Origin of the sequence: Paenibacillus amylolyticus, assembly GCF_050990605.1 — a bacterium.
Taxonomy (GTDB): domain Bacteria; phylum Bacillota; class Bacilli; order Paenibacillales; family Paenibacillaceae; genus Paenibacillus; species Paenibacillus amylolyticus_H.
Genome location: NZ_CP158832.1, coordinates 2671609 through 2698033, shown reverse-complemented (window position 1 = coordinate 2698033; position 26425 = coordinate 2671609). Strand labels below are relative to the sequence as shown.

General features: G+C 45.1%; 25 protein-coding genes. 5 read left to right on the top strand and 20 right to left on the bottom strand.

The genetic code is table 11. The features are described 5' to 3' along the window. Position 1: 1 nt before the first annotated feature. The 5 genes from opuFB to ABTV53_RS12420 form a co-directional block, all read right to left on the bottom strand. A complete protein-coding gene (gene opuFB / locus ABTV53_RS12440) occupies positions 2-1516 on the bottom strand; it encodes an osmoprotectant update ABC transporter permease/substrate-binding subunit OpuFB (protein WP_433753276.1) in 1515 nt (504 codons plus the stop codon). Beyond that, positions 1509-2483, bottom strand: coding sequence for an ABC transporter ATP-binding protein (locus ABTV53_RS12435; RefSeq protein ID WP_433753275.1), 975 nt, complete (start codon positions 2481-2483; stop codon positions 1509-1511). Before ABTV53_RS12435 ends, opuFB begins: the two co-directional genes overlap by 8 nt. 232 nt (positions 2484-2715) lie before the next feature. After that, positions 2716-3576 (bottom strand): ergot alkaloid biosynthesis protein, encoded by an 861-nt coding sequence (locus ABTV53_RS12430; RefSeq protein ID WP_433753273.1) that lies wholly within the window; start codon positions 3574-3576, stop codon positions 2716-2718. After that, positions 3566-3868, bottom strand: coding sequence for a nuclear transport factor 2 family protein (locus tag ABTV53_RS12425; RefSeq protein WP_433753271.1), 303 nt, complete (start codon positions 3866-3868; stop codon positions 3566-3568). Before ABTV53_RS12425 ends, ABTV53_RS12430 begins: the two co-directional genes overlap by 11 nt. Positions 3869-3936: 68 nt before the next feature. Then, on the bottom strand, positions 3937-4521 hold the full coding sequence (locus ABTV53_RS12420; RefSeq protein WP_433753269.1) for a TetR/AcrR family transcriptional regulator: 585 nt from the start codon (positions 4519-4521) through the stop codon (positions 3937-3939). Positions 4522-4689: 168 nt separating this feature from the next. Between ABTV53_RS12420 and ABTV53_RS12415 the strand changes: the two genes are divergently transcribed. Then, positions 4690-5052 carry an iron-sulfur cluster biosynthesis family protein gene (locus ABTV53_RS12415; RefSeq protein WP_433753267.1) on the top strand — a complete coding sequence of 121 codons (363 nt, stop codon included), beginning with the start codon at positions 4690-4692 and terminating at the stop codon, positions 5050-5052. Between the two features lie 466 nt (positions 5053-5518). After that, positions 5519-6292, top strand: a complete 774-nt coding sequence (locus ABTV53_RS12410; protein ID WP_433753265.1) for a M15 family metallopeptidase — start codon at positions 5519-5521, stop codon at positions 6290-6292. A gap of 135 nt (positions 6293-6427) precedes the next feature. Here the strand turns inward: ABTV53_RS12410 and ABTV53_RS12405 are convergent, their stop codons facing one another. Then, the gene (locus ABTV53_RS12405) at positions 6428-6667 is read right to left on the bottom strand and encodes a hypothetical protein (RefSeq protein ID WP_433753263.1); all 240 of its coding nucleotides are present in this window, start codon (positions 6665-6667) and stop codon (positions 6428-6430) included. A 130-nt stretch (positions 6668-6797) separates the two neighbouring features. Between ABTV53_RS12405 and ABTV53_RS12400 the strand changes: the two genes are divergently transcribed. Then, the gene (locus ABTV53_RS12400; protein ID WP_076214767.1) at positions 6798-7430 is read left to right on the top strand and encodes a nitroreductase family protein; all 633 of its coding nucleotides are present in this window, start codon (positions 6798-6800) and stop codon (positions 7428-7430) included. A gap of 50 nt (positions 7431-7480) precedes the next feature. Here the strand turns inward: ABTV53_RS12400 and ABTV53_RS12395 are convergent, their stop codons facing one another. Continuing rightward, the gene (locus ABTV53_RS12395; protein ID WP_433753262.1) at positions 7481-8404 is read right to left on the bottom strand and encodes a leucine-rich repeat domain-containing protein; all 924 of its coding nucleotides are present in this window, start codon (positions 8402-8404) and stop codon (positions 7481-7483) included. A gap of 284 nt (positions 8405-8688) precedes the next feature. Between ABTV53_RS12395 and ABTV53_RS12390 the strand changes: the two genes are divergently transcribed. Beyond that, a complete protein-coding gene (locus tag ABTV53_RS12390; protein WP_433753260.1) occupies positions 8689-9147 on the top strand; it encodes an AraC family transcriptional regulator in 459 nt (152 codons plus the stop codon). 233 nt (positions 9148-9380) lie between these two features. Here ABTV53_RS12390 and ABTV53_RS12385 read toward each other — a convergent pair whose 3' ends face one another. The 3 genes from ABTV53_RS12385 to ABTV53_RS12375 all read right to left on the bottom strand — a co-directional run bounded on the left by ABTV53_RS12385 (position 9381) and on the right by ABTV53_RS12375 (position 13731). After that, positions 9381-10625, bottom strand: a complete 1245-nt coding sequence (locus ABTV53_RS12385) for an aminopeptidase (protein ID WP_433753258.1) — start codon at positions 10623-10625, stop codon at positions 9381-9383. Between the two features lie 241 nt (positions 10626-10866). After that, on the bottom strand, positions 10867-12459 hold the full coding sequence (gene mbcS / locus ABTV53_RS12380; RefSeq protein WP_433753256.1) for an acyl-CoA synthetase MbcS: 1593 nt from the start codon (positions 12457-12459) through the stop codon (positions 10867-10869). A gap of 267 nt (positions 12460-12726) precedes the next feature. Further along, positions 12727-13731: an aldo/keto reductase gene (locus tag ABTV53_RS12375; protein WP_433753254.1), complete on the bottom strand. Its 1005-nt coding sequence runs from the start codon at positions 13729-13731 to the stop codon at positions 12727-12729. 200 nt (positions 13732-13931) lie between these two features. On the opposite strand from ABTV53_RS12375, the gene ABTV53_RS12370 reads away from it, so the two are divergent. Further along, entirely contained in the window at positions 13932-14777 is an 846-nt protein-coding gene (locus ABTV53_RS12370; protein WP_433753252.1) for an AraC family transcriptional regulator, read from the top strand. A gap of 61 nt (positions 14778-14838) precedes the next feature. On the opposite strand, the gene ABTV53_RS12365 is transcribed toward ABTV53_RS12370, so the two are convergent. The 10 genes from ABTV53_RS12365 to ABTV53_RS12320 form a co-directional block, all read right to left on the bottom strand. Further along, entirely contained in the window at positions 14839-15237 is a 399-nt protein-coding gene (locus ABTV53_RS12365; protein ID WP_433753250.1) for an Asp23/Gls24 family envelope stress response protein, read from the bottom strand. 32 nt (positions 15238-15269) lie between these two features. Continuing rightward, the gene (locus ABTV53_RS12360) at positions 15270-16349 is read right to left on the bottom strand and encodes an AI-2E family transporter (protein ID WP_433753249.1); all 1080 of its coding nucleotides are present in this window, start codon (positions 16347-16349) and stop codon (positions 15270-15272) included. Between the two features lie 35 nt (positions 16350-16384). Next, positions 16385-17842 carry a sensor histidine kinase gene (locus tag ABTV53_RS12355; RefSeq protein ID WP_433753247.1) on the bottom strand — a complete coding sequence of 486 codons (1458 nt, stop codon included), beginning with the start codon at positions 17840-17842 and terminating at the stop codon, positions 16385-16387. Beyond that, positions 17820-18527, bottom strand: coding sequence for a response regulator transcription factor (locus tag ABTV53_RS12350; protein ID WP_433753245.1), 708 nt, complete (start codon positions 18525-18527; stop codon positions 17820-17822). Before ABTV53_RS12350 ends, ABTV53_RS12355 begins: the two co-directional genes overlap by 23 nt. Before the next feature lie 206 nt (positions 18528-18733). Then, positions 18734-20692 carry an ABC transporter permease gene (locus ABTV53_RS12345; protein ID WP_433753243.1) on the bottom strand — a complete coding sequence of 653 codons (1959 nt, stop codon included), beginning with the start codon at positions 20690-20692 and terminating at the stop codon, positions 18734-18736. After that, complete coding sequence (locus tag ABTV53_RS12340) at positions 20667-21437, bottom strand: ABC transporter ATP-binding protein (protein ID WP_433753242.1); 771 nt, start codon at positions 21435-21437, stop codon at positions 20667-20669. The genes ABTV53_RS12345 and ABTV53_RS12340 overlap by 26 nt, the downstream gene beginning before the upstream one ends. Positions 21438-21700: 263 nt before the next feature. Continuing rightward, the gene (locus tag ABTV53_RS12335; protein WP_433753241.1) at positions 21701-22684 is read right to left on the bottom strand and encodes a sensor histidine kinase; all 984 of its coding nucleotides are present in this window, start codon (positions 22682-22684) and stop codon (positions 21701-21703) included. Continuing rightward, positions 22681-23385: a response regulator transcription factor gene (locus ABTV53_RS12330; RefSeq protein ID WP_433753239.1), complete on the bottom strand. Its 705-nt coding sequence runs from the start codon at positions 23383-23385 to the stop codon at positions 22681-22683. The genes ABTV53_RS12335 and ABTV53_RS12330 overlap by 4 nt, the downstream gene beginning before the upstream one ends. A gap of 41 nt (positions 23386-23426) precedes the next feature. Further along, the gene (gene nagZ / locus ABTV53_RS12325) at positions 23427-24773 is read right to left on the bottom strand and encodes a beta-N-acetylhexosaminidase (RefSeq protein ID WP_433753237.1); all 1347 of its coding nucleotides are present in this window, start codon (positions 24771-24773) and stop codon (positions 23427-23429) included. Positions 24774-25180: 407 nt separating this feature from the next. After that, entirely contained in the window at positions 25181-26284 is a 1104-nt protein-coding gene (locus ABTV53_RS12320) for an NADH:flavin oxidoreductase (RefSeq protein ID WP_433753236.1), read from the bottom strand. Positions 26285-26425: the final 141 nt, after the last annotated feature.

Sequence of the window (26425 nt, the reverse complement as noted above, 5' to 3'; positions counted from 1 at the left end):
GTTACAGCAATCCAGCCTGTTTAAGGTACTCTGCTGCAACCTGTTCAGGATTCGCTCCCTCTACGTTCACGTCATAGTTCATCTGACGCATCTCGTCATCCGTAATTTTGCCAGCAAGCTGATTCAGCACCTCAACCAGTTGTGGATATTGATCTGCCGTTTCTTGACGAAGCATCGGCGCGCCTTGATAAGGCGGGAACAACTCCTGATCATCTTCCAGCACAACGAGTTCATATTGTCTCAACTCACTATCGGTGGAGTAGGCATCTACGAGATTGATATCGCCACGTTGAACAGCACCATAACGAAGCTTCGGTTCCATTGTTGCCACGTTCGGGAATTCAATCCCATACTTCTTCTGAATACCAAGGTATCCGTCCTCCCGATCCGAGAATTCAAGCGTGAATCCTGCCTTCATCTGCTGTTCCACCGGTTGGAGGTCTGAAATGGTCTTGAGATTGTATTGATCTGCGATGTTCTGTGGGACGGCCAACGTATACGTATTGTTATAATCCATAGGTTTCAATAGCACCATGTTAAACTGGCTCAGCATTCCTTCTCTTGCCTGTTCGTACACCTCTGTCCGATCGGTGCTCACTGCTGTTTCCTTCATGAATTCGGAGATCGCTGTCCCGGTGAATTCGGGATAGATGTCGATATCACCTGAGTTGAGTGCATTGAAAAGGAATGGTGTTTTGCCTAATCCGGGTTTTAGTTCAACGGTCAGGTCCGTCTCTTTTTCGATGAGCAATTTGTACATGTTAATCAGAATCTCCGGTTCAGCTCCCAGTTTGCCAGCAATCACGAGATCCTTCTGCCCTCCACGTGCCAAGAAGGGAATTGTGATTACAAGTATCGCGATTATTGCCAGCGAACCAAGGGTAACCAGTGTTTTCTTGAAGGATAACCGCTGGAACTGACGTAATAGTACATCAAACAAAATCGCCAGCAAGGCGGCTGGAATGGCTCCCAGGATGATCAGTGCCGTATCATTCCGATCAATACCCAGCAAGATTAATGCACCCAAACCTCCTGCGCCGATCAAGGCAGCAAGTGTTGCGGTTCCTACAATCAGGACCATAGCAGTCCGAATTCCGGCCATAATAACAGGCATCGCCAGTGGCAGTTCCACTTTGATTAGACGTTGTCTACGATTCATGCCCATCGCATTCGCCGCTTCGACCATGGAAGGATCAACTTCGGAAATGCCTGTGTACGTGTTGCGGAGTACAGGAAGCAGCGCATACACAACCAGTGCAATGATTGCTGGAAGTGTTCCTATGCCGAATAACGGAATGAGTAATCCGAGAAGCGCCAAGGAAGGTATCGTCTGCAACACAGCCGTAACCCCGATAATGGGTTCAGCCACTCTTGGTTTGCGTGTCAGGTATATACCAAGTGGAATAGCGATGAGGACAGCAAATAACAATGCGATAAATGAGATCTGAATATGTTCCAGGAGAGCAGACAATAACTGGCCTTTACGTTCGCTGAACACCTCCGTAAATCTACTCATGTCCCTCACCTCGTTCCTGTAACTGAACAGACCAGTATTTCATCAGATCAACTCGACTGATCTCGCCAATAATCTGGCGGTTACGTTCAACCAACAGATGGTCATGGGAAGCCATGATATCAACTAATTCTGTTAACGTAATGGATACAGGAACGGCGGTTTTGGCAGATTTGGGCACATGACCCGGTGAGAGTGGTGACATGATGGATTCGAGATCAAAATCAGATTGTGAAATCGTATCGTTGTTAGGACTTCCAACAAATTCACGTACGAAATCATTAGCTGGCTGCTGGATGAGCTCTTCCGGGGTACCTACCTGCAATACTTCTCCATCCTTCATAATGCAGATGCGATCACCCAGCTTCATTGCTTCCTGAATATCATGGGTGACAAACACAATTGTTTTTTTCATCTGGCGCTGGATATCCAGAATATCGTCCTGCAATTTCTCACGGCTCATCGGATCGAGAGCACTGAATGGTTCATCCATCAATACAATCTCGGGATCGGCAGCGAGTGCACGCAACACACCAATTCTCTGCTGTTGTCCACCTGATAGCTCGGCAGGTTTGCGCTCACTATACGTATCTCCGTGCAAACCAACCATGTCCAGCAACGTATGTACGCGCTCCTTGATTTGATCTGACTTCCATTTTCGCAGTTCAGGAACAACCGCAATATTTTCGGCAATCGTCATGTGCGGGAATAGTGCAATCTGTTGCAGCACATATCCGATATTCCAGCGCAATTCGTGAATGTTGTATTCATCAATTGAGCGTTCATTAATGAGCACTGCTCCATCTGTTCGCTCAATTAGACGGTTGATCATTTTGAGCATGGTGGTTTTGCCACATCCACTCGGACCAATCATGACAAACAATTCTCCCTTGTTGATGTTGAGGTTAACCTGACGCAAAGCCGTAGTTCCATCAGGATATTGTTTTGATACATTTTCGAACTGAATCATCCGCTCTCTTCGCCCCTTTATCTAGGGCGTGTCTCAAAACTCGCCCTAACATTCCCTAACATTCATCCTCATCTATTTCCCCAAAAGTGAGTTCGTATAATCACTGCTTTCCGTAGTGTCTCTGGTTAGGGAGAGATCCACATTCCAATCAACGATGTCAACATCCTGGTAGACATGCAAAAAAGACGGGCACTAGGCAACGTCTTCTCATAATATGAAAATATTTCTTCCATTATTTCCATACTTCCATATGATTCTGAATAAATTGCTCGAATGAAATCGGGTTATTCCCCGTTAATTTTTTCACCGTATCTGTCGTTTGATCTTCTCTCCCCTCCTCCCGGATAAGCACATCCAGTCCTGCGAGGGCAGCAGCGTATTCTTCTGACATTCCTGCGCTAATCATGCTGTTCCTCAATTCATCATCGGACAAAGATTCATGCTGAATGGACTGACCCAGTACTCGACTCAAGACGTCTGCAACCTGTCCATAGGACAACGTCTCCGGCCCTGTAATGATGTGCTCCGTATTATGAGGAACAATATCTGTCAGAGCATGGAACGCAACTGCCGCGATATCATCTGCACTAACAAATCCAATTTTCCCGTCACCCGTAGCACTGTATATTTTCCCGAGTTGTTTCGTTGTCTCCCGATGCGGTCCCTCCGTAAAGTTCTCCATAAAATAGGAAGGCTGCAATACAGCCCACTCAGGAGCATGGGCTTTTATATACTGATGTACTCTTCCAAATATAGGACCATTCTCATCGATCGAAGCACTGCCAAGTAAAACGAATCGCTTAACCCCTTCCCCTAATGCTTCCTTGATGAACGGAATCATGGCGTTTTCTGGGCTCATATCCATTGCTGGCAAAACAAGGTATACCTGATTCACATTTTTCAGCGCCGGAGCATATGTCTCCGAATCATACCAATCAAAATAGACATAGTTATGGGCAGAACCAGAATGAGATGGTTTAGTTCTTCCTGCCAAACGTACTGGATATTGTTGCCCTTGAAGCATCTCCGAAATACGTCTTCCTGTCTTTCCATTAGCTCCTGTAATAAGGGTCAACGGTTTATCATTGATCATGCTTGCTTCCTCCTAAGTCTGATTCGAGGACGATCATCGGATTCCAATAGTCTTTATAATGTGTAATTTTCCCATTAGAGTGGCTCACTACAGAGATGTAAGTCTGGTTGTATGGCTTGCCTGTAACTAATGAACGCCCTTTACAAGTCAATTCAGCCACAAACTGTTGTTTCGTGGAATCAGCCAAGATCACCGGTTCAGAAAACTGCTGAATTTCAAGCATCTCCAGCAGATTATGAAGATGATTCGTAATTGCGGCTTTTTTCCAGACCAATCGGTCTATAATAATCAAAAAATAAACGCCCTAAGCGTCCATTTTCAAGAAAACGTAAAGAATTCTTACTCAAATCATGTAAAACGTTAATCCATAGCCCTTAGGGTCATCTGAACAAAATCTCGCAGCGCTTCTGCGCTTGCACCGCTCTTCGCCGTAAAGGTCAATGAGAGTCGGGAATAATTCAGAAAACGGGCAAGCCCGGGCAATTCTTGCTCTGCGTGCCTCAATTCGCCACTTTTCTGGCCTCGTAACAGTGCACTATGAAAAACATCTTCCATTTGTTGGTTAGTGGTTTGAATAAAGGCGGCGATTTCGTGATTTTGTGGTGCCTGTTCAACTGCACTATTAATGATGAAACATTCATTACGACGTTCGTCGTCTGTCAACACGTTAACCGCTTCGTTGAACAACTGTGCCACGCCTTGCCTCACACTTGTGCATTCGTTTAATAGTATGATCCCCACTTCTGTCTTCTGCTGAATATAGAATTTAAGAGCAGAGACAAATAAATCATGTTTAGTTCCGTAGGTGTCATACAGGCTTTGCCTCGCAATACCAAGTTCACTCAGCAATAAGCTCAAAGATGTACCTTCATAACCGTACGCTCCGAATACAGACGTTGCTTTTCTTAGAACGTTCTCCGTGTCAAACTCCTTGGCTCTTCCCAATTTCAGACCTCACCTCCCTATTGATTAAATAAAGAATACCTTTTCCAGACTGATCAGTCAAGAAAATAAATGCTTTGATTTTTGCCAAAGTGGTATAATGGGAATAGAAGCTGAATGAATTCTTTTACCATTTACCAACCATGACCACATATAAAGGAGTGTACCTATATGTATATTCAAATTACAGATTTGGCTGTAAAACGATTAACAGAAAGCCTGAATGACCAACCCGGATATTTCCAAGTCATCTATGACTTGGAAGGTTGCGGATGTAACGGAGTTATTGCCATTATTATTGTTGATGAACTTGCGGCTCTCGACGCGCAGATTGAAACCAATCTGGTTCCATTCTATGTTGATCCAAAACAGCAGCTGAACCTAGAACAACACATGAAGCTGGATACAGAAGAAAATTATCCTTCTTTCAAATTAAGCAGTGATTCCGGTGTGCTCAGCGCCAACGTTCGCGTTCGTGATACACGTGCCGTAACGGTGGGAAGCTCCGGGGAATCTGACGCCTGCATGTTGTAACACAGTCTCCAGCATAATTGCAGAAATCTAGCATTATCTCTCTTCACTTCACAATACAAGCCGTTGCATCTAATGCAACGGCTTTTTCATGTTCTTTTCCTTATATGCCTCTACGAGAGTTGCAAAAGAAGACTCTATGTAAATTGAACATAACATTTACACGAAACGGAGAGGACTGAAAGAACCTGAAGAAACGAAGCGTTCGCCTAAAAGCTTTCTGCAAGAAAGCTGCATCGGAAGCATACGCTTCCCCGGATTTTCCCCTTATAAGGGAAATTCGTAAAATCTGGGGATAACAGCGATCGGAAGGTTGTTCTGTCATCGTAGTGTCCAGTGTAAATATTCTTTAGTTCAACTTATATAGCAAACTTTGTTTACAACTCGGAAACAATTGGAGAACCTATGGATATAATCCTCTAGTATACTCGGTATATAGATTCATATATTCCGAGGAGGAACACACATCATGAAATCTTTTACTCGTAAATCGATCATATCTACCATTCTCATAGGCTCTGTTGTAGCAGGTTCTGCTTTCACTACGTTTCCCATCACGTCAAGTCTGAATCCCCTCGCGTCTGCCGCAAGCTCCAGCTTCACTCAATTTTTGCATGATAATGCACCTGGTCGTACGATTAAAACCATCAAAAATGTGGCAACCGTGACCAATGTGTCCAGTACAGTTGTACTTGTCAATAAAAAGAGAAATCTGCCTTCCACTTATACACCTCAAGATTTGGTAGTTCCTAATATTCCTTTTAGCTTCTCAGGTTCCAGTCCGAAGAAACAAATGCGTAAAGTGGCTGCAACAGCGCTAGAGAAACTATTTGCTGCTGCCAAAAAAGACGGCATCGATATCAAAGCCGTGTCGGGTTATCGTTCTTATGCGACCCAGAAATCGATCTTTGACCGTAATGCCAGCATCAAAGGTGAAGCTGTTGCCAATAAAACAAGTGCTCGGCCCGGACAAAGCGAACATCAAACAGGTCTAGCCATGGATATATCAAGCGCTTCGGCGGGTTATGATCTTCAGCAAAGCTTCGGCAACACCAAAGAAGGCAAATGGCTTAAAGCCAATGCCCACAAGTACGGATTCATCATTCGTTATGGCAAAGATCAGGAGAAATTGACTGGTTACTCCTATGAGCCATGGCATGTACGTTATGTAGGGGTATATATTGCCGGTGAGATTACTAACCAGAAACTTACGTTGGAGCAGTATTTGGAACGTGCCAAATAAGGCAGGTTTGAGCCCAAAGCTTCGACAGTTATTGAATCAGAGAAGAGAAGCTTGACTATAGATAACATGGCTGAAGTAGAAGATGGGGGCCGCAGCTGGCCCTCTTCTGCTTGAATCTTTCATTTACACACTTCATCATGTCCCAACAATTCTTCTAAAGACCAATGGCAGTCTCTTCAGACCTTCTGTTCCAGCCCAAGAGCCTACTCCAGCAAGTATTGCATTATGGCACAAATAAAGTGCGACATTGTACACGATAGGGCCTAGAATAATCTCCACGACTACAAAACGTTTTAACGTCGAAGATTGGATCACATATACCCGAAATTCATGAGGGTTATGTCCTCCCATATACCTTGCGATCAATGCTTTCATAAATCACCTCTAGTGTTTTATTTTAGCGTATGGCAGACACTCCTTGTCTTATTCTAAAATAATACTTACATAAAGTAACTAAGTGTGTTATAGTCAGTTTATAAATTATACATAAGCGAGGGAAACCACCATGAGTGAGTTGGAGAATCTAGTCAAAAACCGTAGATCGGCCGTTATTTTTGAAGAAGGAATTGAAATTTCGGATTCGGAATTGCAAGAGATGTTTGCCCTGAACAAATTTGCACCATCTGCCTTTAACCTGCAACACACGCACTATCTTGTGATTAAAGACGAAGAACAGAAAGAGAAAGTCTATGAAGCTTCCCAGCAATATAAGGTAAAAACAGCTTCTGCGGTCATCGTGGTATTGGGCGACGTCAACGCGCATCATCATATCCGCACCATTAACGAAGGCTTGCTGAATCTGGGCGCGCTTACTCCGTTCCAATATGAGCAAGAATCCCAAAGTGTCACTGAATTTTACGAATCTCGCGGCAGATTCTTCCAACGTGAGGATGCGATTCGCAATGCCAGCCTGTCTGCCATGCAATTGATGCTGATCGCTCAGGACCGCGGTTGGGACACTTGTCCAATGATTGGCTTTGACTCGGAAGAACTGCAACGGAGTCTGGAAATCCCCAACCATTACGTACCAGTTATGCTGATCACCATCGGCAAAAAGTCGGAAGCCAAACAGCGCCCACGCGGTTACCGTAAACCGATTAACGAATATGTTAGCTTCAACAAAATGCACGCTGAATAATATATAACCTAATACAATAACAAAGCAAAAAAAGCCACGTTTTCGTGGCTTTAATACGTTTCATAAATGAATGTGTCCAACATTTGAAATTCATCGTCAAACTCCGCATATATGTACAGTCGACCAGCAGGTGTATCCCCCGCATCATAACCCAATCGGAAATACTGATCTCCCTGAAATTCCGCCTCAGCTAAAACCAATTCACTGATATCCTCGTCCGGATGGGCCTCGGCAATGGTTTCAAGGGCTTGCTCCTGAAGCATATCCCACCGTTTCCACGTTTCTTCCATATATGGAGACAAGGTTTCCATCTCAGCCTTAGTTGTGACCTGTGCAGTAATTACAAGCTCTTTATCCTGAATCAGTAAGCGCAACTGATAGTTGGACATTGAGACGTCATACTGAAACACACCCATCCCCTGAACTTCATGATTGGATTCAAACATCAGATTATCTGCATATTGAAGCCTCTCCAGCTTGGGATTATGGCTATAATCCAACCCGGTTAATTTGTTCTCGGAACAGTACAGCTCTCTTAGTTGCACGTTGTGGCGAATATCCAGCTCACTTATATGGTTGTTAAAACACCGTACACTTTCCAACACTAAATTCGAACGAAGATCCAGCTGCTTGATATGGTTGTGATGACAACGAAGTTCAAGCAAGTTTGGACAACCCGTTACATCAAGTTGCAACATATAATTGTTGGCGCAATCCAGTCGCCGTAATTGCTTATTGTGTTCAAGTTCAAGTGAGAACAGAGCGTTATAACTGCAACTGAGTTCCTCCAACCATTCAAGGGGCTCCAATGCCAGCTCCGACAACATATTCCAATGGCACTCCAGTGTGACAAGTCTGGAATTATGAGAAAGATCCAATTTGCGAAGTCGATTAAAGCTGCAATCCAGCACTTGCAATTCCGAATTGGGACGCAGATCCAGTGTAAGAAGTTGATTCTCTCTGCAACGTAACACCCTCAGCTTGTGATTCTGAGTAAGATCTAGAACTGTTAATTGATTATAGGCACAATCCAGTTCTCGAAGACCCCTGAAATACTCGATTCCATCAAGATGACTAATATCATGAATCCATATCTAACTCCTCCCCCTCTCGTTTTTTCTTTTTGGAACAGTCTTCCAATATATTATTCCTATTCTATGAGTTTCATCGCAGGGAATCAATATTAACTATGCAATTTTTTTTATAGCATGTTAGCATCCAACATGTAAGAGAAAACCGCATAGAGAGGAAGAATCACATGGAAATGGTTATCGAAAACCTCCCGTCATATCGTGTCGCTTATGTTCGACAAGTCGGTCCCTACGGGCCAGACAATACCCAAGCGATGAATAAGCTGAAAAAATGGGCAGACAACAAGCAACTGCTGAATGAATCAGCTACATTACTCGGTATCCCCCAAGATGACCCGACTACCACACCACCGGAGAAATGTAGATATGATGCCTGTATTGTTATCACTGAATCTGAACGTCTGGAAGATGACTCCATTGAGATTGCCGAGTTATCAGGCGGAGATTATCTTATCTGTAAGGTAGGACATACGGCAGAAGCTATTCAGCAGGCATGGAGTGTGATCATCCCTCATTTACAAACAAGCGGTTATCGGATGGACAACAAGCCGGTTATAGAACGATATCGTTGGAAATTGCTCAATCAGCATTGGTGCGAAATATGTGTGCCTGTGAGACCTGCGTAATCCACGTTACAAAGGACGAAAAAAGTGACTTCAGGTTGAAGTCACTTTCTCGTTAAGCACTATTACTACTACTATATAAATTGAAAGAAAGCTGCATCGGAAGCATACGCTATCCCCGGATTTTCCCCTTCGGAAAAGGAATCAAAAAAATCTGGGGATAACAGCGATTGGAAGGTTATTCTGTCATCGTAGTGTTTGTGTAGATAACCTTTAGTTCAACTTATAAAACTATATTAAAATGCCCAGTTGCCTTTACGGAAGACCGGCTCGATTGTACCGTCTTGTAACTCACCATCGATATCCAGCTCAGCGGAACCGATCATGAAATCGACGTGGGTCAGGCTCACATTGCACTCATGCTTCAGCAATTCTTCATTGGACATGGTTGTGCCATCTTTCATGTTGAATGGATACGCACTTCCCACGGCCAAATGACAGGATGCATTTTCATCAATACCTGTATTGTAGAAAATGCGATTCAGGTTGGAGATCGGAGAGTCATGTGGTACGAGTGCGACCTCACCCAGATAACGTGCTCCTTCATCGGTGGCAAACAGGTTCTTCAGATGCTCTTCACCGGATGCAGCCGTAAATGCTACAATCTGTCCGTCCTTAAATGTAATTCTCATCTGGTCTACCAGTTGCCCATTCAAGTTCAAAGGCATGGTGCTGCTGACATAACCATTCACTCCACTGCGCTTAGGCATGGTGAATACTTCTTCTGTCGGCATATTGGCGACCGTGTATACGCCTTGTTTATTTTCGCCGCCACCGCCGCCCCAGATATGGTTATGGACCAGTTCGATTTTCAGGTCAGTACCTGGCGCACGGTAATGCAGGCTCTTATAATTCTTTTTGTTCAGGAGATCACTCATGGTAGTCAAAGTATCCAGATGTTCTCTCCAATTTTGTACGGCGTCTCCGCCATCTACACGATTCATTTTGAAGATGGTTTCCCACATCACGTTGACTCGGTCTTCTTCCGGGATGTCGGCAAATACCTTGTTCGCCCAAGCCTTGGTCGGTGCTTTGATCAGACACCAGCTAATTTCATGGTTGCGTGTGTATTTGGCATATCCGCGACGTGCGTGTGCAGCTGCCTTGGTAGCACGGGAAACGCTGTCGGAGTCAATTCCGTTATACAGTTCAGGATCTGGAACTTTAATCGTCAAAGTTGCGCCGCCTGCTTCTGCAAACTTTTCCATCATATCCGCTTTCCAGGCTGGATAATAGTCAAAGCTGTCATTGGAGCCATGTTCAAAACGACTGCGGGTAATGTTGTCGTCATCGAAGTCTACCTGTACATACTTTGCGCCAGCCGCATAGGCTTTTTGCACAATCAGACGTGTGAATTCAAGCGTTTCAATGGGAGCAGTAACGAGCAAGTCCTGTCCTTTTTGAATATTTACGCCGACTTTGACAACCAGTTCTGCGTATTGTTCCAATGACTTTTCAAAGGTTTGTTCAAATTGACTCATGGTTGTGTTCACTCCTGTTTCATATATTATGACATAGTTTGCAAGTAACTTGGAATCTGCTAAGTGGCCGTTACAGCGAAGGATCGTTCTTTAGATCGTCGTTGTCTCCAAATTTTCTTCATCGAATTTTTCAAAGGTTAATATTCGGAGACAAATACGAACGCTATCGCTTCTGCAGAATCGATTCCTTCTCTTTCACTACGCAGGCTTAATATCCAAAATTTCATTTATCCATAATGATTTATACATTACGTTTTTCTTGTTCGCGCAGTTCGATCCGGCGGATTTTACCAGAGTTTGTCTTCGGCAGATCCGTAACAAATTCGATCTTACGTGGATATTTATAAGGGGCTGTGATTTCCTTGACGTGGTGTTGCAATTCACGCATTAATTCCGGTGAAGCCAGCGAATCATCTCGCAGTACGACAAATGCTTTCACCACATTGCCACGGATCTCATCCGGACTTGCAACCACCGCGCATTCCTTCACGCTGGCGTGTTTCATGAGTGCTTCTTCCACTTCGAATGGTCCAATGGTATAACCCGAACTGATGATGATATCGTCACTGCGGCCTTCAAACCAGAAGTAACCTTCTTCGTCTTTACGTGCACGGTCCCCTGTTACAAAATAATCGCCACGCTGACTCGCTTCCTTCCGTCCCTCATCCTGATAATAGGACCGGAACAAAGCTGGCATCTCTTTGTGAACCGCGATATCTCCTACTTCCCCAGCTGGAACAGGTTGTCCCTCTTCGTCAATAATTTCAATCAATCCAGGTGTAATCGACTGACCCATGGAGCCAATACGTACAGGCGCATCTTTGAGACTGCCGATTAACAACGTGCTCTCGGTCTGTCCATATCCGTCCCGAATAGTGAGGTCGAAGTGACGCTGGAAGATTTCAATGACTTCCTGATTGAGCGGTTCCCCCGCTGAAACAGCACTGCGCAGATGGGACAGGTCATAATGTCCAAGATCATCGGCTTTGGCCATCAATCGATATTCCGTTGGTGTACAGCATAGGACATTAATCTGATGTTCCTGCATCAGCTCCAGATAACGCTTGGGCTGGAATGATCCATTGTAGACCAGGCCTGTCGCGCCTCTTCCGAGTACCGACAGGAACGGGCTCCAGATCCATTTTTGCCAACCAGGTGCCGCTGTTGCCCATACCGTATCCGAAGGTTGAATATCCAACCATAACGAAGAAGCGATCCGCAAGTGGGCATATCCCCAACCATGGCTATGTACAACTCCTTTGGGATTACCAGTTGTGCCCGAAGTATAAGCAAGGATAGCCGTATCATCACGGTGTGTTTCCACCGCAGCCATCTCATCGGGTTGATTCTGCATTAACTGATGCACATTGACCCAGCCTTCAGCAGGTACGCCAACTTCACCATTCGGTGATGCCACGATGCGATGTGCCAGTGACGGCAGATCCACGTCCATCTTTTCCACTTCCGAAGTCGTCTCGGACCATACAATAACTGCCCGCGCCTCAGAGTGACGCAGACGATATTCCAGATCTTTTGCCCGTAACATCTCGGAGGAAGGAATAACGGCAATCCCCAGTTTCAGACAAGCAATATAAATGACATAGGCAATAATCCGGCGTGGTACCATAACCAACACCCGATCACCCTTCTCCAGTCCAAGTTCACGCAAACCTCCAGCAAGACGATTCGCCTGCTTGAATAAATCACCATACGTGATCTCTTCCAATTCTCGTTGATCGCTGAGCCATCTAAGTGCAATCCGGTCTGATGGATGATTCTCCATCTCGGATGTCAGGTTATAGCTTTCAGGCGAAATCCACTGTTCAAAGTTCAAATGGAGCCTCTCCTTCATAGTTCAAATGTAAAGCTTCTATCATATTATACCCCAAATCCTAGGACCAGGTGCTATGAACTAGGCTCATTCCGAAAAAATAAACATAGGTCAATTAATGTTAACTATTATAATGGATCTTTTACTATAAAGAAAATGACATATACAAAATGGCGCCTTCCTGATTGATCAGATAGGCGCCATTTCATTCTTCATTTATATTACATTAGTTTTCCTAACTATAACTTTCACACAGCTATACTGTGTATGTTACCAAGGATAATTACCCATGCCGTCAAGAATGCTTTCGATCTCATTCAGTTCTTCCGTTGTCAGATCCGGTGCGCTGAGCGCAGCTACATTTTCTTCGATCTGGGACACGCGGCTTGCACCAATCAGTGCAGAAGTAACACGGTTACCACGCAAGATCCAGTTCAGAGCCAGTTGGGAGATCGTCTGACCTCTTCTTTCCGCAACCGCCTGAAGCGCATCGAATTTTGCAATCCGTTCGTCCGTGTAAGCTTCTTTTTTCAGATTGCCTGTTGGATTGGCTCGTTCTTCCTTGATCTTGTCGACATATTTATTCGTTAACTGACCGCGGCCGAGTGGACAGAACGCAATGGAACCTACGCCTTTCTCATCCAGTACATCCTGCAAACCGTCTTCAATCCAGCGATTCAGCATCGAGTAGTTTGGTTGATGAACCAGACATGGCGTACCCAAACGACGAAGAATGGTTACCGCTTCTTGCGTCTGTTCTGCATTATAATTGGATAAGCCCACATACAGAGCTTTACCTTGCCGCACGAGTTGATCCAGCGCCGTCATCGTTTCTTCCAATGGCGTGTCCGGATCTGGACGGTGATGATAGAAAATGTCCACATAGTCCAGTCCCATCCGACCAAGACTTTGATCCAGACTGGCAATCAGATTTTTGCGGGAACCCCACTCGCCGTAAGGTCCATTCCACATATGGTAACCTGCCTTCGAGGAGATGAGCAGTTCATCCCGGTAAGGTCGCAGATGTTTTTTGTAAATCACACCAAAGTTCTCTTCCGCTGATCCTGGAGGTGGGCCATAGTTATTCGCCAAGTCGAAATGGTTAATTCCGAGGTCGAACGCACGCAAAATCATCTCTTCCTGAATATCCAATGTACGGTTGCCACCAAAGTTCTGCCATAAACCCAGCGCAATTTGCGGCAGTCTGATTCCGGATTTGCCGGAACGTACATAGTTCATCTCATCATATCGTTGTTCACTCGCAGTATAGGGCATCGTTATTCTCGCTTTCCTGTAAGGTTTGTTGAATTCCTTTTCATCTTAGACATTTTCCTGGATAAACGATATGGTATTTCACTTTGAACATATGGAAAAATGATTGTTATCTATGTAAAGCAATCTTAATTCATTTATCTTTTACGCCGATTATTATGTTAAAATGCAAGATGAGATGAAATCGTCAGGAGTGAATAACCTTGATTACGTATATGTTCAAAAGCAATCATTTTCAGGAGCTTCAGCTCCTTCATTATGGTACGGAAGCCTGTACACCAGGTCACCACTTTGGCCCTGCCATGAGAGACTATTATAAAATTCATTATATTTTGAATGGCAAAGGCACCTTCGAAGTCGGTGGCAAAACACATACCCTACACAAAGGTCAAGGTTTTCTAATTGTTCCGCATTCCGTCGTGCATTACGAAGCAGATCAGGATGACCCATGGGAATACAGCTGGGTTGCTTTTCAAGGCAGCAATAGCCAATCCTATTTACAGCAGGCCTGTCTGTCCGAGCATCACCCGATTTTTGAGCTGGGTAATGAGGATGACGAGATGCGATCCTGCCTGCATCGAATGGTCCATTCGCGCAATACTCATAAAGGTTGGGAAATAAGCATGACTGGTTTGCTGTATCAATTCTTCTCGATTTTAATTGATCAGGCCAATCCAGAGCACCTTCCACCCACGCAGGATTATTCGAAGGAAACGTACGTGACACAGGTAATGGACTTCATTGAAATGAACTATGCCAATGCCATTACTGTTCAATCCATCGCGGCCCATGTCGGTTTGCAGCGCAGTTACCTGTGCTCTCTCTTCAAGGATCAGATGGGAAGCAGTATTCAGTCTTATCTGGTCCATTATCGGATGCGCAGGGCAGCCGAATTGACCCTTGATCCTGCTCTGACTATTGGTGATATTGCCCGCTCGGTAGGCTACACCGATCCATTGCTTTTCTCCAAAATGTTCAAAAAAGTGATGGGCGAAGCGCCCACCTACTACCGCAAACATAAAACAGCACCCTCCCAGTTAAGTTGCTAACTTGGGAAGGTGCTGTTTTTGCCATCGTTATCACTTACATTCGTTTATTACTTACGTTTGTTTATACCGTTTCCGGCATGGATACGCCGACAACTTGCACTTTAATTTCATTCACCATAACGCCTGCTAATTGCTCTACAGCCTGTTGAACATTATGTTGAAGTTCACGGCAGACCTCGTGCATCTTGTTACCATATTGAATGTTGATGCGCAGCTGGATGGTTGCCTGATCGTCTTTGACGTGTACGTCAATCCCTTTTTGCAGACTCTTGCCGCTAATGCTCTTGGCAATGCCTTCAGTCAGACCAACGGACATGGAGGATACTCCAGCCGTTGCTTGAGCGGCCATGCCCACGATCTTGGATAACACATCGTTCGAGATGTGAATGGTACCCATTTGAACAGATTGAGGTGCGATATATTCAGGTTCATTATAAGGTTTTTCGATAATTTCAGACATGTGCTACACTCCTTCGAATAAATTAAAAAATTCTATGCATTCTGCCATTTGTCCTTGATGAACATGTTATAGATTCGAACCAAAAGAATTTTAACGATCATATAAACCGGGATAATAATCAGGATGGCAATAATTCCACCCAGGTCCCCTGCACCCAACACCAAAATAATCGTCGTGAGCGGGTGAATATCGAGTTTTTTGCCGAATACGTACGGTGCAACCAGGTTGTCCTGAATCTGTTGAGCGACAAGAATAATAATCAGAGACCAGATGGCAACCGATGGTGATACCACGAGACCCATGATCACAATAGGGACGGACGATACAATCGCTCCGATAAACGGAACAAAGTTCATGATGACCGCGATTACCGTGAGCAGTAATGCGTATGGCAGTCCAATGATCAGGAAACCGATATACATCAGAACACCCAGCGCCAGATTCACCAAAACTCTTCCCACAATAAAACCACTCAGCGCCTGATCAATCTCAATTACGACTTCACGGCTGTCATTTTGGAAACGTTTTGGAGCGATATGTGCCAGTTTACGACCAAATTTCTCGCCTTGTAACAGCATATAGAACAAAAGGATCGGTAATGTAAACAAGATGATCGCAAAACTGGAAACGAGTGAGAAAAATCCACTTACATAGTTCGTTACAAAGTTAAATCCTTTGTTGATATACTCCGTGATCTGGGAGAAAGGTGTCGAGCCCTCAGGGAACAAGGCTTGAATGGCACCATTTTGCTCCAGCTCTCTCAGCTGTTCACTTAATGAATTGATTAAATTCGGTGCGTTATCGACCAGGTTGATCAGCTGCTCACGTAACGATGGCCATAAGCCAATGATGAAGAACACTCCCAGAATAGCAATAACCAGATAGATTAGCAAAATACTTAGCGTGCGATTTATTTTCTTTTTCTCCATATAATTCACAAGCGGCCTTAGCAGATAATAAAAGAACACCGATAGCATCATGGGCACGGTGATAACCGTGATCATGGTGACAAGCGGCTGAAAGATGAAGCTCACACGTGATAATAAATAGATATTAACCAATATCAGCGCCAGTGCAATACTGAACCGGACAAACGTATTTGCTTTGAACAAAATATTTCCCTCCACTTGGACAATTCTTCTCTTATTTAATTTGGAATCTGGATGGTAAACACGGTGGTCTCTCGCCCACGTCGGGAAAGGATCAGCCGTCCACCCATTTTCTCTGTATTACGCTGTGCGATGGACAATCCCAGGCCGGTGCCTCCGGTCGCTGTACGCGCCTCATCCCCTCGTACAAACGGGTCAAAGATGGTTGACCACAGTTCTTGAGGTATGCCAACGCCGGTATCTGCCACTTCTATCACCACATGCGTATCCAACGGAATGAGTTCTACGCGCAGCTCGGTCCCGATTGGATTATAAGACAGAGCATTGGTAATCAGATTCTGAATGACTCTGGATAACAGCTCCGGATCATATCTCGCGTAGATCTCCTGATCCGGGACAAGGACATGAAGGACAAACTGTTTTTGTTCAATCTCCCCATACGTATCTGCCATAATCTCCCGCACGAATTCTCCAATTTCTCTTCTCTCAATCTGCATGCGAAAATCAGGCGAATCCACCTTGAGCAGCTCCAGCATATTCTGTATCATGCGTGCAACTTGAACAGACTTGTTATAGATGTATCCCAGATATCTTTGCTGCCTGTCCTTGTCCTCTCCACGTCCTTCCACCAATGCCTGCGCATATCCCTGTATGGATGTTATCGGTGTCTTCAGATCATGTGATAAGTCTACAATCAGTCGCTGTTTGCTCTCTTCCGCATAACGTTTCTCCGCAGAGGTGTTCTCAATGACATCCGCCATGTAGTTAAAGGTCTCACCAATCTGGACAAACTCTCTCTCGGCGGAGATCGACATCCGTGTACTATAATTTCCCTGGATCATCTGCGTAAGACCCGAGGAGAGGATACTGAGTGGTTTTTTGATTCTCCGTGCGACCCAATAGCTATAGACAAAGATCAATGACAACACTAAACCGATGCCAATCATAATGTAAAAGGATAATGGATGCTTCAGATTGGTAATCAACTGATTATCATTAATCCTTACGCTGACCAGATCACGCGGGATCTTCAGCAGCACATACGTTGCTGCTCCTTCTGCCTTAAACGGAGTGATGGAGTAATAGTACGGCTGGTCGCTTCGGTTCTCCAATCCAGCATACAGATCGGCTTCACTATATTGCGTGAACGCATCTTGCTTGTCTCCCACATGACGAATGACATTGCGATTCGCATCCAGAATCTCAATCCAGCCGCCGCTGTCCTTGAGACGTTGAATCTCTGTGTCTTTGCCTTTCGACACCGAACCTCCACCGGAGTAGAATTCGTTCTCCAGCTCTTCCACATACACGTGGGCTTCAACATTCAGATCCGGATCAACCACTTGATCCGAAATGCGGAAATCCACGACATCAAGTGAAACCATAAGGTACACAATCAATACCAGTAACAGCAAAAAGAAGTTGAACAGCAAGAAGTCCAGTGTCAGGGATGTCTGCAACAGTCGCTTTTCTCTAGCTTTCCATGGGCGCTTCAATTTTGTATCCCAGTCCCCTTATCGTTTTGAGATATTCCGGTTGTCTGGAATCACGCTCGATCTTCTCCCGAATGTTGCTGATATGTACCATAATCGTGCTGTCCTCGTGCGCATAATAATCGCCCCAGACCGCTTCGTATATTTTCTTACGGGTGAACACTCGGCCAGGTTGATCGAGCAACAATTCCATAATTTTATATTCTGTAGAGGTCAATGTTACAGGTGTTCCTGAACGAAAAAGGATACATTGGGATCGATCCAGCGTCAGATCACCTAATACCAGATTCTGTTCTTTCGCTGCGGGAACCTCCGTTGCATCAAAATGATTGACTCTTCTAAGCAACGCCTCTACTCTGGCGACAATCTCAAGGGGGTTGAATGGCTTCGCTATATAATCATCTGCCCCAAGTCCAAGCCCAAGGATTTTGTCGTGATCCTGACTTTTGGCGGATAGAAACAATACAGGCATGTGATGCGTGGCTCTAATCTGTTTGATCAACTGCAATCCATCCATTACAGGCATCATGATGTCCAGTATGACCAGATCAATCTGTGTTGAACGTATGCATTGTAATGCCTCGGCTCCATTCACCGCAGTTTTAATGGTATAGTCCTTCTCCAGATATAGTTGAAGCAGTTCAACAATCTCTGGTTCGTCATCTGCAATTAATACGGTGTATCTCATGTTATTCCTCTCATTTCCTATACTCTATGCCTATCTCTACATTACTACTATATACTACGTCTCTTAATTCAACCTAAATCATTTCTAAAGATAATCTAAATAAATAGAAATAGAGCCCTGGCTCAGGCCAAGGCTTTAACTAAAACAGGGCTGTTCCTGCACATTCAAGAAAGAGTCCTCCCCGATGTCTGTTGGGCCATGCTGTTTTAGACTAATTTGGAATACATGTGACGCAGATACCGCCAGCGCACAAGTGCAAAATACAGGATCTGCATGGAAGCAAAGACCATGAAGATACGAAGACTGTATCCGAAGACTGAGAAATCAACCAACTGTTGCAACGCTACAAAGGCAACCGAACTGTGAACGACGGCAACCAGAATCGGCAGGAAGAACATAAGCAATAGCTGCCTTGTTACGATCTGGCGGAGTTCGGGACGGCTGAGTCCCATTTTGCCGATCATGCGGTACTGCGCTTCATCCCGTTCGAGATCTGCATAGAGTCTGAAATAGGTGAAGCTTGCTGCAAAGGTGAAGAAAACAATGCCAATCAGTCCGCTCAGGATCAGGATAATTCCGTTCGTTTGTTTCGAATTGAGCCAGTCCACCACAAGTGCACTCACCTGGAAGTAACCTCTATTGGAATGATTCTGTTGAATGGATTCGATCAATTCAGGAGCAAAGCTGCGTGTGCCCATCCAATCTTTCACGATAAATTGGACCGTTCGCATGGAATAAAAATCTTCAGGCATTCCGACATCCTCATTGTACGCCGGTCTCATCGTATCGAACAATTCGTCGGTTACGATGTAGATATTAATTTCACCTTGAAAAGGAATCACAATCTCGGTGCCAGGTGTCGATAGCTGAACAGGTACGCGCTGATTCTCCACCTCCAGATAGACCTGCCCTCCCGAGAATCCTTGTTCCTCCTGTCCACGGTACTTCTTGCGAACCGCCAAATTGCTTGGTGTCATAAATGACTCATCGACCTGTTTCAACGTGCGTTCTTCATACCCCAGTGCCTTCGCCAGACGGTTATAATCACTCAGCTTGATGATATATCCATTGTTATTTTCAGCTAGAGGAGCATAGCTGCCCTTCACGTAGCGAACTTGATTATCAATCAACGTTTCTTCAATCTGACGAATATGTCGATCCGAGTCGGGAGTATCCCATGAATTCATATAACTGAATGCATATGGATTCGACATGGATGACAAGCCTGGATCAGCAATTGCGAGCATGGTACCTATTCCCGTAAATGAAGATGCAGAGATGATACTTACCATGAAAAACATGATCGCGTTATCTTTCATTCGATAGGTAAGTTCCGACAGGAAGAGCAGATTGGTTTTACGGAAAAATAACCGTGAATTGCCTTTGAGTGCCCGGATGATATATACACTAAGCTGTGTGAACAGGAAGTACGTACCTGCAATCACGACCACGACACTTGCCAGTAATAAAGGAAACGAGAAGCTTACCCATACAAATGTGAATACCCCTGCATAGCCTCCGCCAATGAACAATACCGATAACAGGGCGAGCAAACGCGATGCTTTCGGTTCCGGTTTTGGCTTTTCCTCCGACTTCACAAGTTCAATAAGTGAACCTTTGCGTATGAGCAAGGATGACGACATCGCGATGACAACGAACAGCAGCAAAAATGCGCCAACCGTCAAGGCAATGCCTTTCAGCGGAAAATAGAACCGAAGACTGTTCTCGACAGCCAGCATGGAGCCACAGATGAGCAGAATCAATTTGCCAAAAATAATCCCGAGTCCAATACCGGTAATAATTGAAGCTAATCCGATACACATATTCTCCATAAACAAGAGCCGGTTCATCTGTTTGCGCGTCATGCCAAGGATCAGGAAAATACCAAATTCCTTCTTGCGTGTCTTCAGAAATGAACCTACCGAGTAGAGCAGGAACAGAAATGAAAAGATGAATATAATGATCTCCGCAATCATAAACCCCTGGTTAGCAAGCAAAGTAACCGTTCCATTGGAACCCTTTAACCCTTCTTTCAGATCGGGATGGAACAGGAGCAATGCGTAAGTAAAAAAGATCATAACGGAAAATGTACTGCTCAGAAAATGAGCCAGATAAATTCGTTTGTTGCGAACAACGTTATTAATGGCGAACTGGCGAAAATTCATGTCCTGACCCTCCCATTAGGGATAATACATTAATAATCTTTTGGTAAAAAGCTGCACGATTATCGCCGTAGTGAATTTCGTTGTAGAGTTTGCCATCCTTAATAAAGACGACCCGACTGCAATAACTTGCGGCAACTGCATCATGGGTAACCAGCAGCATCGTTGCCCGGTCTTCCTGATTGCGGGTTTCGAGAATCTCCATCACATCTCTTGCCGCCTTCGAATCCAGATTACCTGTTGGTTCATCAGCCAGAATCAGCTTGGGCGAATGAATCAGCGCTCTGGCAATAGCCGTACGTTGTGCCTGTCCACCTGAGATCTCATATGTCCGCTTGTTCAGAATACTCTCGATTCCCAGCTTGCTTGCGAGTCGTTCCACACGTGTATTCATCTCTGATAGCAAAACGCCGTCAAGAGTGAGTGGCAGCACAATGTTCTCTTTAACGGTCAGTGTATTTAACAGATTGAACGATTGAAAAACGAAACCAAGCTCTTTACGCCGGAACAGCGCAAGTTCGTCCTGATCCAATTCAAACGGATTCTTCCCTGCAATTCGCAGTTCTCCTGATGTTGGGTGATCAATGGTTGAAATCATGTTCAGCAGTGTTGTTTTGCCACTACCCGATGGTCCCATGATGCCAACAAACTCACCTTCCTGAATACTGAGGTCAATACCAGATAACGCTTCATAAGATACGATGCCTTTGTAGATTTTACTGATCTGTTTCACAGAACAAATCTCCATGGTTACAACTCCTTAGTGATGTATAAATTCAAAATCAAGTTACATTCATGCTGTGTGCATGCGTATTATGCGTGGCCTTTCCTGTACTCTTATGACTACAGTCTATCGAAGTTTCGGACATTCTCCTATGGTTTAACCTTTCATCAACATGACAATGTTGTAAGGTTGGATCATGGTAACCAAAAAAGACGTCTCTGCCTCGATCAGGCAATAGACGTCTATACTCACACCTCAAGTCCCAATCTTATCTTCAACCTGTCACTTCAGGAGTTGAATGTAATTCGGACAATCGTTCCTTCGCCGTACACCGATTCAAGATCAATTTGATGATTCATTCGTGTTAACACTTCTTTGGTAATATACAGCCCCATGCCTGTGGACTCTTTGAAATGCCGCCCGTTCTCCCCGGTAAAGAAAGGCTGGAATACCCGGTTTAGATCAGACTTCGGAATACCGATGCCTTGATCTTTCACTTCCAGCACAATGGAGCGTTCCGCTTCATATGCACGCATATGAATCTTTTGCCCGCTGCCCGCAGAATACTTGATTGCATTAGACAGTAACTGTACCAAGACAAAACGAATCCACTTGGCATCGGATTGCACTACCAGCGCAGAATCAATATGCATCTCTGGATAGACGTGATTGCGGATGAAGAATCGCTTCAGCTCATGGATCGCCTCTTCCCCAGCGTTCTTCAGTCCCACTGGTTCAACACTGAAATCCTGCTCGAAGGTATCCAAGCGAGCCACATACAACACCGTTTCCAATCCACGTCTCATCTGGTCAGCTTCCTCCCGAATGCTTATGAGCCGCGGATCGTCATCCTCTTGGTCTTCCACGGTCAACTCAATGACGGATAATGGTGTTTTCATCTGATGGACCCACTGGTTCATAAATGTCAGATATTCTTGCTGCCGCTGTTCCAACCGATGCAGATGTGCGTGATACTGGCCGTATTGTGAATCCAGCAACTTCTCCAGCGCCAGTGATAATGGACTTGTTTCGTTCAAGGGTACAAATTCCTTCAGCGAATCCATCGATCGTGACATCCGGGTATAGAAGGAGCGATGTGAATAATAACGATACACCAAATATCCGACGTATAAAAATAAACCCAACGCTACGGCGTAAGCAGCCGTGATCCAATCGTTGTAACCGTCATACCAGAACACCGCAACAACGGTGAACAAGATGGCAACAATCCAGCAAGTTAAAGCGAGATGTTCTCGTATAAACAATCTCATGATGGAGAAGAAGCTTTCCAGTTATTGTTCAATCGGTAACCCGAACCTCTGACCGTTTCCAGTGCATCCGTAATGCCAAGTTCGGCTAATCGCTTTCGCACCCGGGTAACGTTAACACTGAGTGTGTTGTCATCCACAAAAGAGTCATCCCAAAGCTTCTCCAGGATGGTCTCCCTGCTCACCAGCTTGGGACTGCGGCGCAGTAACGTTTCCAGCAGAATCGTTTCCTTCTTCGTCAGCTGCACTTTGCGATCGCCAAGCTGAACCTCCAGTCTTTCCAAGTACACGACCAAGCCATCCAGTTCCACCTTGCGTTCTTCATCACGTGCAGCATAGTCCCCATATACCCGGCGCAGCTGACTCCGAATTTTCGCTATAACAATCTCATGCTCAAATGGCTTCGTGATATAATCATCCGCCCCATTCTCCAGAGCCATGACCTGATCCATCTTCCCACTCCGCGCAGAGATAAACAAAATGGGGCATGTGGACAGCGTACGAATCTGGCGGCACCAATAGAAACCATCGTAACTGGGCAAGTTGATATCCAGAAGCACCACATGTGGCTGTACCTGCTCAAACTGTTGTACAATCATCTCAAAATCCTCGACCAGAACGGCCCGGTCCCCGTAGCGTTCAATATGTGATTTCAATAATCCCGCAATCTTGGGATCGTCCTCTATTATCATAATGGTATACATTATTGGATCTCACCTCTGGCAAAATCATAACACAGGATTTATTATCTAGCATCGATTTGCTTACGCCAATCCACAATATCTGCATTCAATTGCTTCAGGTCTCCGGAAGCTTTCTGGCCATCCGATAACTTATATTGCTGCTTCAATGCCAGGATACGATATACACTTTCATCAATTCGAGACTCAGAGATCTCACCTGACTTCACTGCACTTATTAGCGTATCAAAAATTGTCTTGGCACTCTCATAACTGTGAGCTACCAACAGAATGTCACTTCCTGCTTTAACAGTTGCTAGGGCTGCTTGGTCCAACTTGAAGTTCTTCGCGATTGCACCCATACTCAGGTCATCTGTGATGACCACACCATCATAATTGAACTTCCCGCGCAGATGTTCACCAATAATGACATCCGATAAAGAAGCCGGATGATCCGGATCAAGCTTCGGGAACAAAATGTGTGCAACCATGACCGCCTCTACTTGCTCCTTCACTGCGGCCTGGAACGGAATCCATTCAAGCTCGGCCAGTTGCTTTTCCGTTTTATTCACAACAGGCAGATCAAGATGGGAGTCCACGGACGTATCACCATGACCCGGAAAATGTTTCACGACCGGAATAATGCCTGTATTACGTAGTCCCTTCATCTCTGCAATCCCCATACGTGACACCAGTTCTGCCGAACTGCCGAATGAACGATCTCCAATCACCGGGTTCTTCGGGTTACTGTTCACATCCAGCACAGGAGCAAAGTCCACATTAAAACCCGCAAGCTGAACTTGTCTGGCCAGCAATTCGCCCATCGTTTCAGCAAGTGCGCTATCATTCGTCATGCCTACTTTTCTACTGGAAGGAATGGATTCCACCGTCTCTGGCATACGACTGACTTTGCCGCCCTCCTGATCCACACTCATGAAGATTGGTACCGGGTTGGACTGATTCGCTTCCTTGATAGATTGCACAAACTTGGCTGTCCCCTCAAGGGTTGTTACATTGTTGGCATAGAAAATAATGCCTCCTACCTTTTGATTCGTAATCATCTGTTTAGCTTGATCATCCAACGTTGTCCCTTGAACACCGGCCAGTATCATCTGTCCAATCTTCTCTTCCAACGTCAATTGGCCGAGTTGCTCCCGAACCGGATCTGCTTCCTCCTGTGGTTGCTCTTCTGCTTCTTCCTGCGGTGGAACGGCATTTCCCTCAGGCGAAGAAGAAGATTGTCCTGTGCTGGATCCCGTGTTCGATTGGTTGTTTGAGTCCGTTGCGGAGGAAGGTTTCTGAGCTTGTCCGCATGCCGATAAAAGCAAAACGATACCTAGCAAAAGACAAAGACAGATCATATGCAGTGGTTTTTTCCAAATCGTATTCGAATTGAAACTATAGTTGTACAAGGATATTTATCCTCCTTATGTAATGTCGTTTTGGCAACGCTTGGGGTCAGGCATAACCTTATCATAAGGTGGTGGATTTTCAAAATGAGTTATGCTTGAGAATGAATCGTTGTGCAGATATAGTTATTGCGAAAAAAATGTTTGCTTTGGGAGCCGAGATGTGGAACCTAATGGTGTTGTGACTAAGCGCGTGTGCGAAGTATGGAAGGAATAAACAGGTGCAGCGGTGCAGAAAATGATTTTCTATTATGAATTTTTCATATGTTGAAATTATTATTACAGGTGAATAAAAAAGCCGCCCAATGGCGGCCTATTTGTTCGTTTTTATTCATTTTTTGTTGTAAATCGTCACCCTTCGGCGTTGGCTGACGTTAGTTCACCTGTTGCCAAACGTTCTTAGCCTTCAATTAATGGAGGGTTTGCAACACTTCTGTTGTAAATGGAATGATTTCGGATATTCGACCTTCACGAACTTTTGCAGGCCATTCCGGATCACTAAGCAGAACACGACCCAAGGCAATCAGGTCAAATTCATTGCGCTCCAGCTTCTCATTTAATAGATCCAGATGGGCATCCCCTGTTCCCTGGTTCTCAGTTGCTCTGTCCACAAATTCAGCTTCAAGCCCTACCGAGCCAACCGAAATGGCTGGTTTGCCAGTGATTTTCTGTGTCCAACCTGCGAGATTGAGCTCAGATCCTTCGAATTCAGGCAACCAGAACCGACGTGTAGAGCAATGGAATATATCCACGCCAGCAGCACTGAGTGGCGCCAAAAATTGCTCCAATTGTTCTGGCGTCTCCACCAGACGTGCCTCATAATTCCCCATTTTCCATTGGGAGAACCGGAGCACAATCGGGAAATCAGGACCCACCGCCGCACGACAAGCTTCAATCACTTCAACCGCAAATTGAGTTCGCCGTACCAAATCACCACCATAATTGTCGCTTCGCCGATTCGTCTGCTCCCAGAAAAATTGGTCAATCAGGTATCCATGGGCTCCGTGCAGTTCAATGCCGTCAAACCCGATTTTCTGTGCATCCGCTGCCGCTTGGGCATATGCCTTTACAAGACCTTGAATCTCCTCTTCCGTTATTGGTTCACGTGATGGTTCACCTGCCATGCTAACCCCTGACGGACTTACAGGCTCAGCTTCTGCGTTAGGCAAGTCGCCGGAACGACGAGCTGTACCCACATGCCACAATTGTGGCATGATTTTGCCACCCGCTTCATGCACCGCTTTCACTACATTAGCCCATCCTTGCAACGAATCTTCACCATGGAACAATGGAATACTCGCTCCGCTGACCGAAGAAGGATGATTAATGCCTGTACCTTCCGTAATGATAAGTCCCACTCCGCCTGCTGCTCTTCGACGGTAGTATTCAGCAACTTCGGGTCCAGGTACGCCCTCTGGTGAGAATCCGCGTGTCATGGGGGCCATAACGATTCGATTAGACAATGTTAGCTTGTCCGAGGTGAAAGGTTTAAATAATGCTGAAGGTACGTTCATCGTATATTGCTCCTTTGCAATTGGAAGTATGGAACTCTGCATCCATGTGAAATGCGACATGCTTTTGTATATCATAACATTAGTAATCCAGTTGACTGGGTTCATAATTAATTCTCTATCCATTTTATAGTTTCTTAATTT

Excerpts from the sequence above, each read along its gene's own strand:
- opuFB (WP_433753276.1), bottom strand. The coding sequence starts at position 1,516 with ATGAGTAGATTTACGGAGGTGTTCAGCGAACGTAAAGGCCAGTTATTG.
- ABTV53_RS12435 (WP_433753275.1), bottom strand. The coding sequence starts at position 2,483 with ATGATTCAGTTCGAAAATGTATCAAAACAATATCCTGATGGAACTACG.
- ABTV53_RS12430 (WP_433753273.1), bottom strand. The coding sequence starts at position 3,576 with ATGATCAATGATAAACCGTTGACCCTTATTACAGGAGCTAATGGAAAG.
- ABTV53_RS12415 (WP_433753267.1), top strand. The coding sequence starts at position 4,690 with ATGTATATTCAAATTACAGATTTGGCTGTAAAACGATTAACAGAAAGC.
- ABTV53_RS12410 (WP_433753265.1), top strand. The coding sequence starts at position 5,519 with ATGAAATCTTTTACTCGTAAATCGATCATATCTACCATTCTCATAGGC.
- ABTV53_RS12405 (WP_433753263.1), bottom strand. The coding sequence starts at position 6,667 with ATGAAAGCATTGATCGCAAGGTATATGGGAGGACATAACCCTCATGAA.
- ABTV53_RS12400 (WP_076214767.1), top strand. The coding sequence starts at position 6,798 with ATGAGTGAGTTGGAGAATCTAGTCAAAAACCGTAGATCGGCCGTTATT.
- ABTV53_RS12390 (WP_433753260.1), top strand. The coding sequence starts at position 8,689 with ATGGAAATGGTTATCGAAAACCTCCCGTCATATCGTGTCGCTTATGTT.
- ABTV53_RS12385 (WP_433753258.1), bottom strand. The coding sequence starts at position 10,625 with ATGAGTCAATTTGAACAAACCTTTGAAAAGTCATTGGAACAATACGCA.
- ABTV53_RS12375 (WP_433753254.1), bottom strand. The coding sequence starts at position 13,731 with ATGCCCTATACTGCGAGTGAACAACGATATGATGAGATGAACTATGTA.
- ABTV53_RS12365 (WP_433753250.1), bottom strand. The coding sequence starts at position 15,237 with ATGTCTGAAATTATCGAAAAACCTTATAATGAACCTGAATATATCGCA.
- ABTV53_RS12350 (WP_433753245.1), bottom strand. The coding sequence starts at position 18,527 with ATGAGATACACCGTATTAATTGCAGATGACGAACCAGAGATTGTTGAA.
- ABTV53_RS12345 (WP_433753243.1), bottom strand. The coding sequence starts at position 20,692 with ATGAATTTTCGCCAGTTCGCCATTAATAACGTTGTTCGCAACAAACGA.
- ABTV53_RS12340 (WP_433753242.1), bottom strand. The coding sequence starts at position 21,437 with ATGGAGATTTGTTCTGTGAAACAGATCAGTAAAATCTACAAAGGCATC.
- ABTV53_RS12335 (WP_433753241.1), bottom strand. The coding sequence starts at position 22,684 with ATGAGATTGTTTATACGAGAACATCTCGCTTTAACTTGCTGGATTGTT.
- ABTV53_RS12330 (WP_433753239.1), bottom strand. The coding sequence starts at position 23,385 with ATGTATACCATTATGATAATAGAGGACGATCCCAAGATTGCGGGATTA.
- ABTV53_RS12320 (WP_433753236.1), bottom strand. The coding sequence starts at position 26,284 with ATGAACGTACCTTCAGCATTATTTAAACCTTTCACCTCGGACAAGCTA.